Origin of the sequence: Promicromonospora vindobonensis (genome assembly GCF_042685865.1) — a bacterium.
Lineage (GTDB): Bacteria > Actinomycetota > Actinomycetes > Actinomycetales > Cellulomonadaceae > Promicromonospora > Promicromonospora vindobonensis.
This window is the reverse complement of the sequence record NZ_JBHUOG010000002.1, coordinates 2,898,410-2,916,378: the sequence shown is the minus strand read 5'-3', so window position 1 is coordinate 2,916,378 and position 17,969 is coordinate 2,898,410. Positions and strand designations below refer to the sequence as shown.

The following is a 17,969-nucleotide window of genomic DNA, read 5'->3' as shown; positions in this document are numbered from 1 at the left end:
GTCGCCTATCCGGTGGTACGTGCCCGCGGGCGCCGCCCGGTGAGCGCCTGCGTGCCGATCACGGCGAGCAGCTCGAGCAGCTCGGCACTGCCTGTGCCGGGCGTGGGGGTGAACCAGAGCAGTCGTTGCCGGCCGTCCTCGCTGAACAGGTTGAGACAGTTGACGTCGAGCAGGCCGAGGTCGCGATGGTTGATGCGCTTGCGGTCACGGCGGCGAAATGCCACGTCGTGCCTTGCCCATATCTCGGAGAACTCCGCAGAGCCCCCCTGCAGCTCGGCGATCATGGATCGTGCCTCGGTGTCCCTGCTGCCCCGGCGGGCGGCCCCCGCGCGCAGGTCGGCGACGAAGGCCTGTGACTGGGCGTCGTGGTCGGCCTCGGGGTAGATGGCGCGAGCCGTCGGGTCCATGAACCAGCGGTAGGCAAAGCTGGCGTGCCTGCCGGTGAAGTGCGACTGATCGCCCAGCAACGCGACGGCGAGCGGGTTCTGGACCAGCGTCACGTGCAGGTCGGTGATCACCTTTGCGGGCGTCGCGGCGAGGCGGGTGAGCAGGTCCAGCATCCCGGGTTGCACGTGCGATGCCGCCCCGCCCGGGGGAGGCACTGGCCGCTCGGCCAGGTGGTAGAGGTGGTTCCACTCGTCGTCGGTCAACCGCAGCGCCCGGCCGAGCGCCGCCAGCATCTGTTCGGACGGCTGGGAGCCAGCACCGCGTTCGAGCTCGTTGTAGTAGTCCACGGAAGCGCCCGCCAGCTGCGCGACCTCGTCTCGCCGCAGACCGGGCACCCGGCGCCGCGGACCGGGAATCAGCCCGACGTCCTCTGGCCGGATTCGTTCGCGGCGGGAGCGGAGGAATGCGCCCAGCTCGGCGTACCCGGAGGCTCTCATGCCATCAGTGTCGCGCGAGCGGCGAGGCGGGAACAGGGGACGGCATCCCCTGGTTCACGTGCCCGGAGTCCTGGAACGTGGGGGCAGTCCCCCACCGAACAGACGAAGGATCCACCGTGACCAGACATCCTGTCTTCCCCCGTCACCGCGCGACCGTTGCCGCGCTCGCGGTCGGCGCCATGCTGACGACGGCGTGCACCACCGCGCCCGCCTCGTCGTCCGAAGCGACCCCTGAGCAGGTGGACGCCTGGCAGGAGCGCGCGCCCATGGCTCTGGAACGGCAGGAGCTCTACCCCGAGGTCGTCGACGACCGGATCTACGTCGCCGGGGGACTGCTCAACCCCAACACCGGCGTGTCAGCACACTTCGACGCCTACGACCCCGTCGCCGACGCCTGGGCACGGCTGGCGACGCTCCCGCAGGCCAGGCATCACATCGGCCTTGCGGAAGCGGACGGTTCTCTCTACGCCGCCGGCGGATTCAGCGGCGGGTTTCCCCAGTGGCGAGCAGAATCCGACACCTTCGTCTACTCGCCGGACGACGACACCTGGTCCACCGGCGTCGACCTGCCGGAACCGCGCGCCGAGTTCGTGATCGAGAGCGTGCGTGACCAGCTGTTCGTCATCGGCGGCAGGGTCCGTGAGACACCTGGCGCCACGACGTTCACGACCCACGTCGACAGCGACAGGAACGAGATGTTCGACCCGGCCACCGGCACGTGGACCACGCTTGCCCCGGCTCCCACCCTGCGGAACAGTGCCGCGTCGGCCGTCGTGGACGACCGGATCTACGTGATCGGCGGCCGGGAGTTCTCGCTCGCCGAGGACGGTTCCGCCGTCCAGGAGAACGTCGCGACGGTCGAGGTGTACGACCCGGCCACCGACGCGTGGGAGACGGTTGCCCCGCTCCCCGAGGCGCGTGGCGGGCTGGCCGCCGCTGTGCACGACGGCTCGATCTATGTGTTCGGCGGCGAGCAGCACAACCCCGAACCGCTGGTCTACGACGACGTCTGGCGCTACGACCCGGAGGCCGACGAGTGGGCCGCCGCGGGGAACCTCCCCACGCCGCGGCACGGGCTCGGCGCCGCGACCGTCGGCGATGCCATCTACACCTTCGGCGGGGGGACCGAGGTGGGCGGCAACTTCGGCAGCGCGCTCAACGAAGTCTTCACACCGGAGTGAGGTTGTCAGGCGGCCGAGATGGCGGTCCTGGTCAGCTGCTCCGAGACGTCCCAGACACGTGCGGCCTCCTCGGCGCTGCGCAGCGTGGGGTACATCCGCTGCTCGGTCGGCGCGCCGCTGGTGTTGCCGAACCCGCTGGGGCTGTACAGGGCGCCCGGCTTGGCCTGCGGGTCGGTGGCCGCCATGAGCGCGGGCAGCGCCGCGCTCTCGACCGTCCCGGCCAGGATGCCGCGGGTGGAGAGCCAGCCGATCATCCTTCGCCCGACGGTCTCCTGCGCGCGGCCCAGCTCGGGGCGGGCGGAGAGCAGGTTGGTCGGTGCGACGCCGGGGTGGGAGAGGTTGCTGGTGATGCCCCACCCGTTGGCCTTGCTGCGCCGCTCCAGCTCCAGGCCGAACAGGCCGAACGCGATCTTCGACTGGCTGTAGGCGCGCCCCCCGGCGTACGAGCGGTCCCAGTTCAGGTCGTCCCAGTTGATGGCGCCGCTGCGGGCGGCGACGCTGATCTGAGAGGTCACCCGCGCGCCGCCGGCGCGCAGGAGCGGCATCAGGTGCGCGACGAGAGCGAAGTGGCCCAGATGGTTGGTGCCGAACTGGAGCTCGAACCCGTCGGCGGTCGTCTGGTGGTCGGGCGGGGTCATGACGCCAGCGTTGTTGATCAGAAGGTGGATCGGCGCGCCCTCCGCGCGCAGGGTCTCGCCGAGGGCGGCGACGGACGCGAGGGAGGACAGCTCGAGGCTGCGCAGCGAGACGTTGGCGTTCGGGACGTCCTGCTTGATCTTCGCGATAGCGGCCTCACCCTTGGTCGGGTTCCGGACGGGGATGACGACCTCGGCCCCAGCAGCGGCAAGACGCCGGGCGATGACGATGCCCATGCCGTCGCTGGCCCCGGTGACCACGGCGCGCTTGCCGGAAAGTCCGGGGATGGTGATGTCGATCGGGGTGCGTGCCATTTTCCGTGCTCCTTGATGGTGACAATGTTCTTGGCTTTGTTGTTTCTCACTGTCGTGTATCTCCGGCCGGTTATTCAGGGCCTGTCGATCCCCCTTTGTGGCCGTCAGCCGTCGGCCGGGGCTCGCCCCGCGCCGTCGTCGAAGACCAGTCCCTTGACCTGTTGGAACTCCTCCAGGCCGTACCGTCCGTGCTCCCGGCCGGTGCCGGACCGCTTGTACCCGCCGAACGGGACACGCGGGTTGAACCCGGCGCCGTCGATGAAGACCTGGCCGGCCCGGATCCGCCGGGCCACGGCCACGGCCTCGGCACGGGTGGCACCCCACACGCCGGCGCACAGCCCGTAGGGAGTCCGGTTCGCCAGGCCGACGGCGTCGTCGACGGTGTCGTAGGCCTGGATCACCAGCACCGGGCCAAAGATCTCGTCCGTCACCAGGGCCGAGTGCGAAGGGACGTCGGAGAAGACCGTGAGCGGCAGGTAGTAGCCGCGGCTCAGCGCCGCCGGGCGGTCGGGGCCGCCGGTCAGCAGCCGCAGCCCTTCCTTCCGGCCGCGGCGGATGTAGCCCTGCACGGTCTCCTGCTGTGCCCGCGACACCAGCGGCCCGTAGTCGGTGTCCGGGGCGGACGGGTCGCCCACGACGAACCCGGCCACCACCTCCTGGACGATCGCCTCGGCCTCGGCGAGGCGGCCGCGCTCCACCAGGATCCGGGTCAGGGCCATACCGGTCTGACCGGAGTTCAGGAACCCCGATCGCAGGGCCTGCCGCAGGGCCGGCTCGAGCGGTGCGCCGGGCAGGATCACGGCGGGGCTCTTGCCGCCCAGCTCCAGGGACACCTTCTTCACGGTGGCCGCGGCCGCCGTCGCGACCTGGATACCGGCGCGGGTGGAACCGGTGAACGACACCAGGTCGACGTCGGGATGGCCGGCGATACGCGCGCCGACGGTCGGCCCGTCACCCATGACCATGTTGAACACGCCGGGCGGCAGGCCGGCGGAGTGGATCGCCTCGGCCAGCGCGTAGGCGCCCAGGGGAGTGACCTCGCTGGGCTTGTGGACGACCGTGTTCCCGGCCGCCAGCGCCGGCGCTATCTTGGCCGCGCTCTGGTGCAGCGGGTAGCTCCACGGTGTGATCGCGCCGACCACCCCGTACGGCTCGCGCAGGATCGTCGCGCCCGGGATCGTCCGGTCCGGCTCGGCCCGCTCGATGAGGTGGGCGGCCGAGCCGAAGAAGTGGATCGGGCTGCCGGCGTGCGCTCGGCGGGACAGGCCGATCGGAGTGCCGATCTCCGCGGTCTCCAGCTGCGCGATCTCGTCATGACGAGCGGTCAGCTCGGCGGCGACGGCACGCAGCAGCGCCGCGCGTTCGGGCACGGGTGTCCGAGCCCAGCCCGGTGCCGCCTGACGGGCGGCGTCGACCGCCGCCTCGACGTCGGTGACGTCACCCAGCGTCACGTACCCGAGGGGCTCCTCGGTGGCCGGGTCGGTCACCACCACCTGTCGCGTGCCGTGCGACGGCGCCCAGCGCCCGTTCACGTAGAACGTGTCCTTGTGGACCGTTGCCCTGTGGTCCGGGCCCGTGTCGTGCTCGTTCGCGTGCATCAGGTTCTCGCTGCTGACGGGGCGCGGGTGTCGTCGCTCTCGGCGATGCCGCTCAGCACCTCGGCGGCGGCGAGCTCGTCCCGGGCGGCGAGCCGGTCGAAGCCGTCGACGGCCGGGTAGACGTAGCGTCCGAGCGTCGCGATGAGGACGGCGCCGATCACGAGGATGCCCATCAGGACCGGGATGACAGGGTCGTAGGAGCCCAGCTGGTCGTAGCCGAACCCGAGCAGCAGCGGCCCGACGGCGCTGCCGAGGATGAACATGGCCTGGACCGGGCCGATGATCTGGCCGAAGCTGCGCATGCCGAGATAGCGGGTGATGAGGAGGGCGAGCAGGTCACCCTCGATGCCGAACGCGACACCGATGAACGCGACCGCGAGGGCGGCGGTGGAGAACGGCGGCTCGAGGAAGAACATCCCGGCGATCGGGGCGAGCATCACGATCGGGCCGACGATCGAGCCGTGGACGCGGTCGATGATGAAGCCGCCGACGACTCGGCCCACGAGCGAGGCAAGACCGAAGATGACGAGCAGCTGTCCCGCCTGGTCGTTGCTCAGCCCGCGGTCGGTCATCATCGGCACGAGGTGCACCTGGAGCCCGATGATCACGAGGCCGACCATGCCGAGGCCGAGCGCGATGCCCCAGAACTGGCGGGTGCGCAGCGCCTCGCCGAAGGTCAGGCCCGGGAGCTCCAGGCTGACGTCGCGGTCCCCGACGTGGGTCGCCTGGACCAGCCGCCCGCGGACGTGCCGCTCGGCCCGTCCCCGGACGAACAGGGTGATCATCGTGACGGACACGAGGACGGCGATCAGGGCCAGGTAGCCGTAGGTCTGCCGCCAGCCGACGCTCTCGATGAGCGCGCCGGCCAGGATCGGGCCGAGGGCGGCACCGAGGCCGATGATGCCCGTGACGACGCCGACGGCGAGCGCGCGGTTGTTGTCGAACCAGCTCACGACGGCGCGGGTGGCGGGGACCGCCGTCCCGCCACCGAAGAACCCGACGAAGAAGCACGGGATGAAGTAGATGGCCTCGACGGGCGGCATCAGGCCGATCGTGGCCATCGAGGCGGCGAACAGCACGAACGCGGGGACGAGGATGTAGCGCGCGGCGTACCGGTCGACGAGCCGGCTGGCGATGATCAGGCCGATGACCATCCCGACCGCGGCGACCGAGTACGCGCCGGTGACCGTCGTGCGGCTGAACCCGGTGTCCTCGACGATCGGCAGGACGAAGAGGCCGGTGGTGGCCATGTACATCTGAGGGCCGACGGCGTTCGCCGTGCCGGCACCGATGACCACCCACCAGGGGCTTCGGCGGCGGGGGTCGGGCTGGGTGACAGAACTCATGTGGCTTCTCCTGCGGCTCGGCTCGTGGGGCACGCGGTCGTCGGCTGTGCGGTCACGCGGTCGGGAAGGAGGTCTTGGTCAGCTCTTCGGAGACCTGCCAGACGCGGACGGCCTCCGTGAGGCTGCGCAGCGGTCGGTGCATCCGCTGCTCGGCCGGCGCACCGCCAAGGGTGCCCGGGCCGCCGGGACCGTAGAGGGTGGCGGGCTTGGCGGCCGGGTCGGTCGCGGCCATGAGGGCGGGCAGCCCGGCGGTCTCGGCGGTGCCCACCAGGATGCCGCGGGCCGAGAGCCTACGGGTCAGGCGGATGTTGGGCGTGTCCTGGCTGCGGCCGATCTCCGGACGGGCGGCCATGAGACTGGTGGGGGCGATACCGGGGTGGGCGACGTTGCTGGTGATGCCCCACCCGTTGGCCGTGCTGCGCCGCTCCAGCTCCAGGCCGAACAGCCCGAACGCGATCTTCGACTGGATGTAGGCCCGCATCCCGGAGTAGCTGCGCTCCCAGTTCAGGTCGCCCCAGTTGATGGAGCCGCTGGACGAGGCGATGCTGACCTGGGAGGTCACCCGGGCCCGTCCGGCGCGCAGCAGGGGCAGCAGGTGGGCGACCAGGGCGAAGTGGCCCAGGTGGTTGGTGCCGAGCTGCACCTCGAACCCGTCGACCGTGGCCAGCCGCTGCGGCGGGCGCATGACGCCCGCGTTGTTGATCAAGAGGTGGATCGGGCGCCCTTCCTTGCGCAGGGTGTCGCCGAGGGCCTCCACCGACGCGAGCGAGGCCAGGTCGAGGCTGTGCAGCGAGACGTTCGCGCCGGGGGCGGCCCGGTTGATCCTGCTGAGCGCGGCCTCGCCCTTGGCCGGGTTGCGTACGGGCATGAGGACCTCTGCGCCCGCGGCGGCCAGGCGCCCGGCGATGCCGAGGCCCATGCCGTCGCTGGCGCCGGTGACCAGCGCGCGCTTTCCGGACAGGTCGGGGAGGGTGATGTCGATCGGTGTACGTGGCATCGTTCTGCTCCTTGCGATCGGGCTGGTGGGCCGAGTGCCCGGCCATGGCACCGATCCTTGGTGGGCGGCCGAGACCTATCCAGGACCTCCCGATCACAGGCTCGTCAGGTCAGGCCTGCGATCCACAAGGGGGGATCGCCAGGCCGTGGCTAGTTTCTTCCGCACGGGATAGAAACGAGGCAGTACTGAAGGAAAGGGGAGCGTCATGATCGACCGCACCGGGCTGGCCGGCTTTCTGCGCAACCGGCGTGAGGCACTGCAGCCGGAAGACGTCGGCATGCCCCGCGGGCAACGCCGCAGGACCAGCGGGCTACGCCGCGAGGAGGTCGCGACGCTGTGCAACATGTCGGCCGACTACTACTCCCGCCTGGAGCGGGAGCGTGGACCGCAGCCCTCGCCGCAGATGCTCGCCTCGATCGCGCAGGGGCTGCACCTGTCGATCGACGAACGTGACCACCTGTTCCGCCTGGCCGGGCACAACCCGCCGCCTCGGGGTTCCTCCAGCGAGCACATCAGCCCCGGGCTGCTGCGCATCCTGGACCGGCTGGAGGACACGCCCGCTGAGATCGTCACCGAGGTCGGCGAGACGCTGCGGCAGACGCCGATGGGTGTCGCGCTCACCGGCGACACGACCCGGTACACGGGACCTGCCCGGAGCACGGGCTACCGGTGGTTCACCGACCCGACCGCGCGGGACCTCTACGCTCCGGAGGAGCATGCGTTCCTGACCAGGATGTACGCGGCAGGGCTGCGCGGGCTGGTCACTCTCCGGGGTCCGGAGTCCCGCGCCGCGTACCTGGCCGGTCTGTTGCTGGACAGCAGCGAGGAGTTCCGGCGCGTGTGGGACGACCACGAGATCGGGATCCACCCGCACGAGGTCAAGCACTTCGTCCACCCGGAGGTCGGGGCCCTTGAGCTCAACTGCCAGCGGCTGGTCGACCCGGGCCAGGCCCACTCGCTGATGGTCTACACCGCAGTGCCCGGCACCGAGAGCTACGAGAAGCTGCAGGTCCTGTCCGTCATCGGCGCCCAGGCCCTGCGCTGAGACGTCGGTGAGCGGCACGACAGCGGTCGGGCTCGTGCTCGCGGCCGGCGCCGGTACTCGTTACGGCATGCCCAAGGCGCTGGCCAGGACCGATGCCGGAACCTCGTGGCTCGAGCTGGCCTGCCAGGCGCTGGTCGCCGGCGGCTGCGGGGAGGTCGTCGTCGTGCTCGGTGCCCGGGCCGACGAGGCCGAGGAGCTGGTCCCCGCCCACGCCCGGCCGGTGGTCGCCGCGGGGTGGCGCAGCGGTATCGCTGCGTCGCTGCGCACCGGCCTCGCGGCCGCTGACCGGGCGGGCGCGGAAGTCGCCGTCGTCTCCCTGGTGGACCTTCCTGGCCTGCGGCCCGACGCCGTACGCCGGGTCCTGGACTCCGCACCGCAGCCGGAGGCCCGCCGCGCGCTCGCCCGTGCCACCTACGACGGCAGGCCCGGACATCCCGTGCTGGTGGGCCGCGCGCACTGGCAGCCCCTGGGTGCTGCGGTGCGCCGGGACACCGGCGCAGGGCCGTACCTACGTGCGCACGGCGCCCTCGCCGTCGACTGCACGGACCTGGGCGGCGGGGACGACGTCGACCACCCGGACGGGAGCCGGTGACCTCGACGCGAGGGTGCGCATCGTGATCGGACCCGGCCAGGGTGCCGGCGAAGGCCGATGCTTGTGTTCGGCGGACGACAGCGAGATCATCACCCATGCCCCACCGCGCGCCACCCGACGACGGATCTTCTCCGGCGGTGTCCGCGCCACAGCTCGTGGGGCGCGAGAGGGAGCTGGCGGCACTCAGCGGTGCCTTGCACCGGCCACCGGCGATCGTGCTGCTGGAGGGCGAAGCGGGCATCGGCAAGAGCCGCTTGCTGGAGGAGTGGCTCGCCACGGACTCGCAGCGCCCGGGCAAGACCCTGTTCTCGGTGTGCCCGCCGCTTCGGGAGCCGCTGACCCTTGGCCCGGTCGTCGATGCGTTCCGCGGGATCGACGTGCCGGTCCAGGACCTGGTACTGACCGAGCTCGCCGGCGCACTGCGCCCGTTGTTCCCGGAGTGGTCGGCCGCCCTGCCGCCGGCCCCGGAGCCCTTGTCCGACGCGAGATCAGCACGGCATCGGCTGTTTCGCGCCCTGGACGAGGTGATCCGGGCGCTCGGCGTGGACCTCCTCGTCGTGGAGGACGCCCACTGGGCCGACGACGTGACCCTGCAGTTCCTCCTGTTCGTCGCTGCCCGTCAGCAGACGCTCGGACCGAGCCTCGTGATCTCCTACCGGCCCGACGAGGTCGGCACCGACTCGCACCTGCTGCGTCTGACGTCGCGGACGGCCGCCGGTGTGGCCAAGGCACGGATCGTCCTGTCGCCGCTGCGCCCGGCGGACACAGCCGCAATGGTGTCGTCGATGCTCGGCGGTCATCCGGTACCGGCCGAGCTCAGCACCTTTCTGCACGAGCGGACCGACGGGATCCCGATCGCGCTGGAGGAGTCGGTGCGGCTCATGTGCGACCGCGCGGACCTCGTCGTCCGCGACGGGCAGTGGGGCAGGCAGACCTCGGGTGAGCTGCCGATGCCGCCGACGGTGCGTGACTGCACGCGGGAGCGGGTGGGACGGCTCTCACCGCCGGCGCGACACGTGCTCTGGGCTGCGGCGACGCTGGCAGATCCGTCGTCCGATGCGACGATCGCGACCACCGCCGACCTGGCTCCGGACGTGGCCAGAGCCGGAATCGCGGAGGCTGCCGACGCCGCAGTGCTCGACAGTGACGGGCGCGGCCGCTGGCGGTACCGGCACAGGCTGGCCGCCGAGGCCGTCTACGAGGCGATCCCGCGTGCCGTCCGGCAGGCTCTGCACCTGCGAGCCGGTCGGGTGCTGGAGGGCGTCCATCCGCTGCCCGCCGCGCGTCTCGCGCACCATTTTCGTCAGGCCGGCGAGGCCGAGCCGTGGCTCCGGTACTCCGAGCAGGCCGCGGAGCAGGCCGTGGCCTCGGGCGACCACACCACGGCGGCCGTCCTGCTCGACGAGGTCCTGTCGGCCATGGAGCTCCCACCGCACGACCTGGCCCGCGTCGCACGAGCCGCCGCGACCGCCGCGCTGAGCAGACGCGAGCCGGTGGACGAGCTCTACCACCGGGTGATCCGCACCCTGCGCGCCGTGCTCGGCTCCCCGGGTCTGTCCGACCGGCAGAAGGCCGGGATCCGCAACCCGCTCGGCAGGCTCCTGATCCTCGGCGGCGAGGCGACCGCGGCACTGGCCCAGCTCGAGCAGGCGGTGGCCGGCCTCGACCACGAGCCGGTCGAGGCTGCCCGGGCCATGACGTACCTGGGCTGGGCCTATGCGGGACCGTGGCCGGCGCAGACCCACCTGCGATGGTTGCAGCGCGCTGCCGAGATGACGGCCCAGGTCGCGTCGCCGGCCGACCGGCTGAACCTCGCGGGCAACCGCGCGGCCGCACTCCTCATGCTCGGCGAGGAGAGCGCCTGGGACGTCATCACCGACCTGCCGCTCGACGCGGCAGGCTCGGCCGAGCGGCTCGACCTGGCCCGCATCCACGCCAACATCGGCACCGGAGCCCTGATCTGGGGCCGGTACGCCGACGCGGAGCAGCATCTGGACGTCGCCCTGCGGCTTGCCGACACCGAGCAGGCGGCCCGCCTGCGGTACAACGTCGAGATCGAACAGGCCAACCTGGACTGGCACACCGGTCGGTGGGACGGGCTGGCAGAACGTGGTGCCGCTCTTGCGGACGCCGACCGGGACCGGCCCACCATCTATCTGGCCAGCGTCCGGCTGGCCTCCCGGCTGGCTGCCGCGGCCGGACGCCCGCGCGCCGCGGAAGAGCAGTTCCGGCTGGTTCTCGAGGAGGCCGTTCGGCTCGGCGCCGTCGACGACACCATGGAGCCCGCCGCGGCGCTGGCCCGGCTCTGGCTGGCGGACGGCGACCCCGGCCGGGCGCTGCGGGTGACGAACCGACCGATGGACGCCCTGGAGAGCAAGGGCGTATGGGTGTGGGCGACCGATATCGTGCCCGCGCGGGTCGAGGCGCAGCTCGCCGTCGGGGAACACACGGCGGCGCGACGGCTGACCGCTCAGCTCGCGAGAGGCCTTCGCGGCCGCTCCGCTCCTGGGCCGCGCGCAGCTCTCGCGCTCTGCCGCGCCCACCTTGCCGCTACGGCCGGGGACCACGACCGGGCAGCGGCCGCGTACGCGCGAGCGGCCCGGGCCTGGGCCGCGCTGCCGCGACCGTACGACGCGCTGCGGGCCCGCGAGCAGCAGTCCGAGGCGCTCCTCGCGGCGGGACGAGCGCACGAGGGCCAGCAGCTCATGGCGCGCCAGTACGAGGACCTCTTCCGGCTCGGCGCGCGAGGTGACGCGGACCGGGTGGCGCGCCGCCTGCGCGACCTCGGCGCGGACGTCCCGCGACTGTGGCGCGGCGGCCGGCGGGGCTACGGCGACAGCCTCTCGCCCCGCGAGCTCGAGGTCGTCCGCCTGGTGGTGGAGGGCCACACCAACCGGGAGATCGGGAAGATCCTGGCGAAGTCGCCGGCCACCGTGGACCAGCAGCTGCGCGCGGCGATGCGCAAGCTGAAGGTCACCTCCCGGACCGCGCTGGCGGTCGTGGCGGTCGAGAGCGGTGTGCTCTCGCAGGAGCGGCCCGTCGCCGACGCGTCGTGAACAATATGCCGACTTTTCGTGAACAATGACGTATCCGCAGGATAGCGACGACACGCACGACCACCGGAGCATGAGGCCCCATGATCCATGCCCCAGTGAGACTGACTGCCGTCACGGCAGCGTTGACCTTGGTGGCGGGCCTCAGCCTGAGTGCCGCGCCACCGACGTGGGCGGCCACGCCGCCACCTGAGCCGACTGCTGACTCCGTCGAGTCCGCCGACAAGATCCAGCCGGAGCTGCGGGCGTCGCTCCGGAACGACCGGACCGCCGAGCTCTGGCTCCGGTTCGAGGACAGGGCGGACCTGGCGCCCGCCGCGCGCATCGCGGACTGGACCGAACGCGGTCAGTTCGTCTACGACGCGCTGACCGAGACCGCCGAGAAGTCGCTGGCGACGGTCGCTGCCGAGCTGGACGCGGCCGGCGTCGGCTACGAGTCGTTCCCGATCGCGAACGCGGTGCTGGTCAAGGACGCGACCGAGAGTCTCGCGCTTGACCTGGCCGCGAACCAGGCGGTCGCGGAGGTCCACGACACCCCGGACGTCGGGCTGGTCGAACCGGTGCAGCCGGAACCCGCCACACCTGCCGCGCGCGCCGCGGCGTCCGAGGTCGAGTGGGGGCTCGACTACATCAACGCACCCGCCGCCTGGGAGCTGGGGGCCACGGGAGCCGGCATCACGGTGTCCAACATCGACTCAGGGGTCCAGTTCGACCACCCGGCACTGGTGGGCACGTACCGCGGCGCCGCTGCCGGCGGCACGTTCGAGCACGACTACAACTGGTTCAGCACCCGTGGCACCTGCGGGGACGCACCGTGCGACGACAACGGTCACGGCACGCACACCATGGGCACCATGGTGGGCGACGACGAAGCAGGCAACCAGGTGGGCGTCGCACCGGACGCGCAGTGGATCGCGACGGACGGCTGCTGCGAGGCCACCGGGTTCGAGACGCTGCTCGAGTCGGGCTGGTGGCTGCTGGCTCCCACCGACCTGGAGGGCGAGAACCCGGACGTGTCGAAGCGACCGCACGTGGTGAACAACTCCTGGGGCTCGTCGGCGGAGCGCGCCTACTCCGACTTCTTCACGGCGATCGACGAGGCGTGGACGGCGGCAGGCATCTTCAGCGTCTGGTCGGCAGGCAACACCTCACCGGGCGCGGCGTGCGACACCGTCTCCTCACCCGGTGCGCACCCGGACGCCTACTCCGTGGGCGCATTCGCCTCGAACGGTGTGCTCGGCGCGTTCTCCCGCAAGGGCGAGGGCGAGGACGGGGTGATCAAGCCCGAGATCTCCGCGCCCGGCGTCGGCGTCCGGTCGTCGTGGCCTGGCAACGGCTACAACACGATCAGCGGCACGTCGATGGCAGCCCCGCACGTCGCGGGAGCCGTCGCGGCGCTGTGGAGCTACGACCCGACGCTCATCGGGCAGATCGAGCAGACCCGCCGGCTGCTCGCGGAGTCGGCCCACGATGTCGACGACACCTCGTGCGGCGGCACAGCGGAGCTCAACAACAAGTACGGCGAAGGGCGCCTGGACCTGGTCCGGCTGGTCCAGCTCGCCCCGCAGGAAGGCGGCACGCTGAGCGGCGTCGTCACCGCGGGAGGCGAGCCGGTCGGCGGGGCCGAGCTGACGATCAGCGGCCCGTTCGACCGCACGGTCGGCACGGCCAAGGACGGTACGTTCTCGCTGCACCTGCCCGCGGGCGACTACGACCTCACCACGACGGCCTTCGGGCACGTGCCGTCGACGACGAGCGCCACCGTCAGAGTCGGCGAGGACACCACGGTCGACGTCGTGCTCGAGACCGCGCCCACCCGCGAGGTCCGCGGTGTGGTGCTCGGCGCGGAGGAGCAGCCCGTGCCGGGGGCGGAGGTCTCCGTCGAGGGCACACCGCTCGACGCCGTCCGCACGGACGCCGACGGCACGTTCACGATCCCCGACGTCCCGGAGGGCGACCACCTGCTGAAGGTGCTGCCGAACGCGTGCTTCTCGCCCACGACGGTTCCCCTGACCGTCGGGCCCGACACGCGCTCGGTCGAGATCGCCGTCGCACTCGTCGTGGACGACGGCGGCTACACCTGTGCCGTCTCGGAGGGCGACTACCGGCGTGGCACCGACAAGGTCGAGTTCCCGAGCGGGGTCTGGTCCCAGGTGTCGCTGCCGTCCCCGATCGCGCTCTACAACGGAACCCACGACACCCTCAACATCGGTCTGCGCGGGGTCGTCTCCGTGGACGACACCATCGCCGGGCCCGGCGTGGGCGGTGCGGGCGTCTTCCCGTTCTACACGGCCAGCCCGCTGCGGACGGACAGCGGCGGCGTCTACACGGCGTCCACCACGGTGGACGGCGAGGACGCTTTCGTCGTCGAGTACCGCGACATGACCGTCTGGGGCGGCTCCGACTTCCCGCGCGAGTCGGAGGGGACGGTCAGCTTCTCCACCACGTTCACCCGGTCCGGCAAGGTGATCGTCGCCTACGGCGACGGCGTGGGCGGCGACGACCCGCTGACGGCCGGCCGCGTCGCGACGACGGGCATCCAGGGCTGGGAGGGCGTGGACGGCATCCGGTTCTCGGAGCGGTCCCCGGTGCTCCACGACGGACTGGTCGTCACCTACGACCTGCCTGACTTCGGGTACCTCGACCTCACCGTCGCCGACCGCAACGACGGCCTGCCGGTGGACGGGGCGAGCGTCTCGATCTCCGACGACGACGGCCTGGTCGAGAGCCTGACGACGAGCTCGACCGGTGTCATGCGCCGGCAGCTGCCCGTCGGCGACTACACGGTGACCGTCTCGGCACCCGACTACGTGACCGAGTCCCACGAGTTCTCGCTCGACGAGCCCTACGCCGAGACCGAGGTCGAGGCCCGCCTCGCCACCGGCGTCACCGGCCTGACGACCGACGGGCTGGACGCCGTGCTCGGCACCGACCAGAACGGCACCGGGTCGCTGACCCTGACCAACTCCGGCTCCGCCCCCCTCACGTACGACCTGGGGGAGGCGGCACGCCACCCGGAGCTCGACACCGGAGCGGCCACGGCGCGCACCGGCACGGGAGCCGACAGCACGATCGACCTGTCGGCCTGGAACGAGGCCGCGGCCAAGGCCTCCGCCGGCGACCACGAGCCGTCGCAGGCCGACGGCAAGGGCGCGAAGGCGGACGCCGTGCTCGCCGAAGCAGCCGACCAGGTCGGCACCCACTCCGGCGGCGACGTCATCACCCGGATCAAGCTCGGCGACGGCGCCGACGAGAGCTCGCCAACGGGACTCGGCTACGACGGCGACGTATGGGTCCACGACTACAACGCACGGACCAACACCGCCTACACCGTGACGGGCCGCAAGACCGGCAAGCAGTTCGCAGCACAGTGGAACCCCGACTACCGGGCCTTCGACCTGGCGTTCGACACCCGCACCGGTGACATGTGCCAGATGGAGGACAGCCCGGCCAGCCTCATCCACTGCTTCGACCCGGACACCGGGGACAAGACCCGGGAGATCGAGGGAGCCTGGTCGAACACGCAGCTGACCGGGCTGGCCTACAACGCGAGCCTGGACGTGTTCTACGTGGGCGGCCGGGGAATCGGCGCGATCGGGACCGTCGCGGGCACGTCGCACGAGACACCGGGGGAGTTCCTCTCCTACTGTTCCCCTCCGTTGCCCGAGGTGATGGGCCTGGCGTACAACGAGGCGTCGGACACGATCTGGTACACCGACCGAGCCGTCAACCGGCCCAGCCGGCTGCTGCAGGTCGACCCCGTCGACTGCTCGCTCGTGAACGCCTGGTGGTTCCCGGGCCAGCTGCAGCTACAGGGCGGCGGCCTCGCGACCGACGCAACCGGCGCCCTGTGGGCGACCGACCAGATCGCCGACGAGGTACTGCTCGTCGACGTCGAGGACGACCTGATCACGGACCTGCCCTGGCTGTCGCTCTCCTCGACCGGCGGCACGCTCGCCCCGGGCGAGTCGACGACGGTCGAGGTCGATCTCTCGGCCGAGGACCTGGATCCGGGAGCCCTCGGCGCCAACATCGTGGTGCGGTCCGACTCCGGCCGGCAGTCCAAGGTGTACGTCCCCGTCACCCTCACGACCACCGAGTACCAGGTCGGCGTCAACGCCGGCGGCAAGGCGTTCACGGACGGCACCGGATTCGACTGGTCGGCCGACCGGCCGCTCCACCGCGGCCCGTGGGGGTACGAGGGCAGGACGAAGGAGATCTCCACCCGGGGCGCTGTGCACGGCACCACGGACGACGCCCTGTTCCAGTCCCAGCGCACCGCCCGGCACGAGGACCTGTCCTACACGTTCGACGACGTCCCGAAGGGCACCTACGCGATCGACCTGGGCTTCGCCGAGATCGAGAGCGCGGCCCCAGGGAGGCGCGTGTTCGACGTGCTCGTGAACGACTCGCTCACGCTGTACTCCTACGACCCGTCCGGCACGACCGGCCGGCAGACCGCTGACTGGCACACGGCCGCCGTCGAGCACACCGGTGGTCCGCTGACCGTGGAGCTCAGGGGCGCCAAGGGACTGCGGGCCCCGGCGCTCGCGGCGCTCCGGGTGACCCTCGACCCACGTGGCGCCGAGACACCGGGCCCGGAGCCGGAGCAGCCGGAGCCGGGCGAGGTGCCGGTCGCTCCGGTCGACCGTCCGTACGAGGTGACGGAGACCTCCGGCGTGTACCGGCAGGGCACCACGGAGACCGGCTGGTCCGGCAGCCGCGGCTGCGGGGTGCTGTGGTTCGGCTTCGACTTCCCGTTCTACGACACGACGTGGGACGGGGTGTGCGTGGCGAGCAACGGCATGCTGACCTTCGACCGCAGGCGGTCCGACTCGCCGAACACCGAGCTGCCCACACCGCGGCCCGCCGACGCGATCTACCCGTTCTGGGACGAGCTGCTCGTGGACGACGAGGCAGGGATCCACATCGGTACGACGAAGGTGGACGGACTCGACGCCCAGGTGATCGAGTACCGCGACGTCACCTTCACCGACCAGCAGTCGGAGCGCGTGAGCTTCTCGGTCACGCTGGTCGAGGACGGCCGCATCCAGATCGGCTACGGCGACGGCATCGGCGGGGAGAACCCCCGGACCCGGGGCGCGTCGGCGACCGTGGGTATCGAGAGCCTGGACGGGAACCGGGCGAACCAGTACTCCTACGACCAGCCCGTGCTGACCGCCGGGGCAGGGCTGGAGTACGTCCTGCTGGACACGGGCACGATCGAGGGGGAGGTCACCGACGCGAACGACGACGAGCCGGTCGCGGGCGCCGTCGTCACCCTGACCGCGCCCGACAGCGGCACGCGGACGATCACCGCCGACGAGCAGGGGCGCTGGAAGGCGCAGGCCCTGGTCGGTGAGCACACGGTGGACGTCCGGTCGCGGAACTACGCACCGACCGGCGACACGGTGACGGTCTCCGAGAAGGGGCAGGCCGAGGCGTTCGACGCGGCGCTGGCCACCGGCATCGCCGCGATCTCCGGGGACGACCTCGAGTGGTTCTTCGGCCCGGACCAGAGGGCGACGGCCGAGCTGACCGTCACCAACACCGGGACGGCCCCGCTCGAGGTCGACCTGTCCGAGCAGGGCCGGGACGGGGACGGGGAGCATGAGCCCGTCGACCTGCCCTGGCTCTCGATGGCAGGGGACGCAGCGGAGGGCACGGTCGAGCTCGGCGTGGGCGAGTCCACCACGGCTACCGTGTCGGCAGACAACGCGGGCATCGATCCCGGGCTGGTCGTCGGCGACGTGCTGGTGTCCTCGAGCGCGGGCAGGACGCCTGAGCAGTACGAGCGGGCGCGGATCGCGACGTCGGCGTACTGGCTGGGTGTCGACGTCGGTGGGCCTGGGACCGTCGGTACCGACGGCCTCGCCTGGTCGGCGGACCAGGCGCTCCACTCCGACCGGGAGTGGGGACATGTCGGTGGAAAGAGCCGGACGACCCGGGCCGACATCGAGAACACCGAGGACGACGCACTGTTCCGCACCCAACGGACCGGCGCGACGTTCAGCTACGTGTTCGAGGACGTCCCGGCAGGCGGCTACCAGATCGACCTCGGGTTCGCCGAGATCGACCACGCCGCCGTCGGCCGGCGGACGTTCGACGTGCTGGTGAACGGCGAGGTCGTGCTCTACGACCACGACGTCCGGGCCGAGGCCGGTCGGCTGACCGCCGACGAGCGGAACGCCACGGTCGAGCACCTGGGCGGCGACCTGACCGTCGAGCTGGTCGGCGAGACGGGCAAGCACCACCCGGTCCTCAGCGCGCTGGCGGTTCGGGAGGACCCGAGGCTCTGACACGGCCATACCCACGACGCCGTC

10 protein-coding genes are annotated in these 17,969 nt (G+C 71.7%); 5 read left to right on the top strand and 5 right to left on the bottom strand.

Going from position 1 to position 17,969, the window contains the following annotated elements; translation table 11 throughout:
* Positions 1-5: 5 nt before the first annotated feature.
* A complete protein-coding gene (locus tag ACFS27_RS26280) occupies positions 6-884 on the bottom strand; it encodes a helix-turn-helix transcriptional regulator (protein ID WP_377189822.1) in 879 nt (292 codons plus the stop codon).
* 116 nt (positions 885-1,000) lie between these two features.
* On the opposite strand from ACFS27_RS26280, the gene ACFS27_RS26275 reads away from it, so the two are divergent.
* A complete protein-coding gene (locus ACFS27_RS26275) occupies positions 1,001-2,065 on the top strand; it encodes a Kelch repeat-containing protein (RefSeq protein WP_377189819.1) in 1,065 nt (354 codons plus the stop codon).
* A 5-nt stretch (positions 2,066-2,070) separates the two neighbouring features.
* On the opposite strand, the gene ACFS27_RS26270 is transcribed toward ACFS27_RS26275, so the two are convergent.
* The 4 genes from ACFS27_RS26270 to ACFS27_RS26255 all read right to left on the bottom strand — a co-directional run bounded on the left by ACFS27_RS26270 (position 2,071) and on the right by ACFS27_RS26255 (position 6,956).
* Positions 2,071-3,015, bottom strand: coding sequence for an SDR family oxidoreductase (locus ACFS27_RS26270; RefSeq protein WP_377189816.1), 945 nt, complete (start codon positions 3,013-3,015; stop codon positions 2,071-2,073).
* A gap of 104 nt (positions 3,016-3,119) precedes the next feature.
* The gene (locus ACFS27_RS26265) at positions 3,120-4,613 is read right to left on the bottom strand and encodes an aldehyde dehydrogenase family protein (RefSeq protein WP_377189813.1); all 1,494 of its coding nucleotides are present in this window, start codon (positions 4,611-4,613) and stop codon (positions 3,120-3,122) included.
* On the bottom strand, positions 4,613-5,959 hold the full coding sequence (locus ACFS27_RS26260) for an MFS transporter (protein WP_377189810.1): 1,347 nt from the start codon (positions 5,957-5,959) through the stop codon (positions 4,613-4,615). The genes ACFS27_RS26265 and ACFS27_RS26260 overlap by 1 nt, the downstream gene beginning before the upstream one ends.
* Positions 5,960-6,011: 52 nt before the next feature.
* Positions 6,012-6,956 (bottom strand): SDR family oxidoreductase, encoded by a 945-nt coding sequence (locus tag ACFS27_RS26255; protein ID WP_377189807.1) that lies wholly within the window; start codon positions 6,954-6,956, stop codon positions 6,012-6,014.
* A 205-nt stretch (positions 6,957-7,161) separates the two neighbouring features.
* On the opposite strand from ACFS27_RS26255, the gene ACFS27_RS26250 reads away from it, so the two are divergent.
* From ACFS27_RS26250 to ACFS27_RS26235, 4 genes are all read left to right on the top strand, one after another.
* On the top strand, positions 7,162-8,001 hold the full coding sequence (locus ACFS27_RS26250; RefSeq protein ID WP_377189804.1) for a helix-turn-helix transcriptional regulator: 840 nt from the start codon (positions 7,162-7,164) through the stop codon (positions 7,999-8,001).
* 7 nt (positions 8,002-8,008) lie between these two features.
* Positions 8,009-8,593 (top strand): nucleotidyltransferase family protein, encoded by a 585-nt coding sequence (locus ACFS27_RS26245; RefSeq protein WP_377189801.1) that lies wholly within the window; start codon positions 8,009-8,011, stop codon positions 8,591-8,593.
* Between the two features lie 137 nt (positions 8,594-8,730).
* The gene (locus ACFS27_RS26240; protein WP_377189798.1) at positions 8,731-11,649 is read left to right on the top strand and encodes an ATP-binding protein; all 2,919 of its coding nucleotides are present in this window, start codon (positions 8,731-8,733) and stop codon (positions 11,647-11,649) included.
* 95 nt (positions 11,650-11,744) lie between these two features.
* Positions 11,745-17,945 carry a S8 family serine peptidase gene (locus ACFS27_RS26235; protein WP_377189795.1) on the top strand — a complete coding sequence of 2,067 codons (6,201 nt, stop codon included), beginning with the start codon at positions 11,745-11,747 and terminating at the stop codon, positions 17,943-17,945.
* The last annotated feature ends 24 nt before the right edge of the window (positions 17,946-17,969 follow it).

What these genes read in the sequence shown, in the direction of transcription:
- ACFS27_RS26280 (WP_377189822.1), bottom strand. Translation starts at nt 884, where the DNA reads ATGAGAGCCTCCGGGTACGCCGAGCTGGGCGCATTCCTCCGCTCCCGC.
- ACFS27_RS26250 (WP_377189804.1), top strand. Translation starts at nt 7,162, where the DNA reads ATGATCGACCGCACCGGGCTGGCCGGCTTTCTGCGCAACCGGCGTGAG.
- ACFS27_RS26255 (WP_377189807.1), bottom strand. Translation starts at nt 6,956, where the DNA reads ATGCCACGTACACCGATCGACATCACCCTCCCCGACCTGTCCGGAAAG.
- ACFS27_RS26260 (WP_377189810.1), bottom strand. Translation starts at nt 5,959, where the DNA reads ATGAGTTCTGTCACCCAGCCCGACCCCCGCCGCCGAAGCCCCTGGTGG.
- ACFS27_RS26270 (WP_377189816.1), bottom strand. Translation starts at nt 3,015, where the DNA reads ATGGCACGCACCCCGATCGACATCACCATCCCCGGACTTTCCGGCAAG.
- ACFS27_RS26265 (WP_377189813.1), bottom strand. Translation starts at nt 4,613, where the DNA reads ATGCACGCGAACGAGCACGACACGGGCCCGGACCACAGGGCAACGGTC.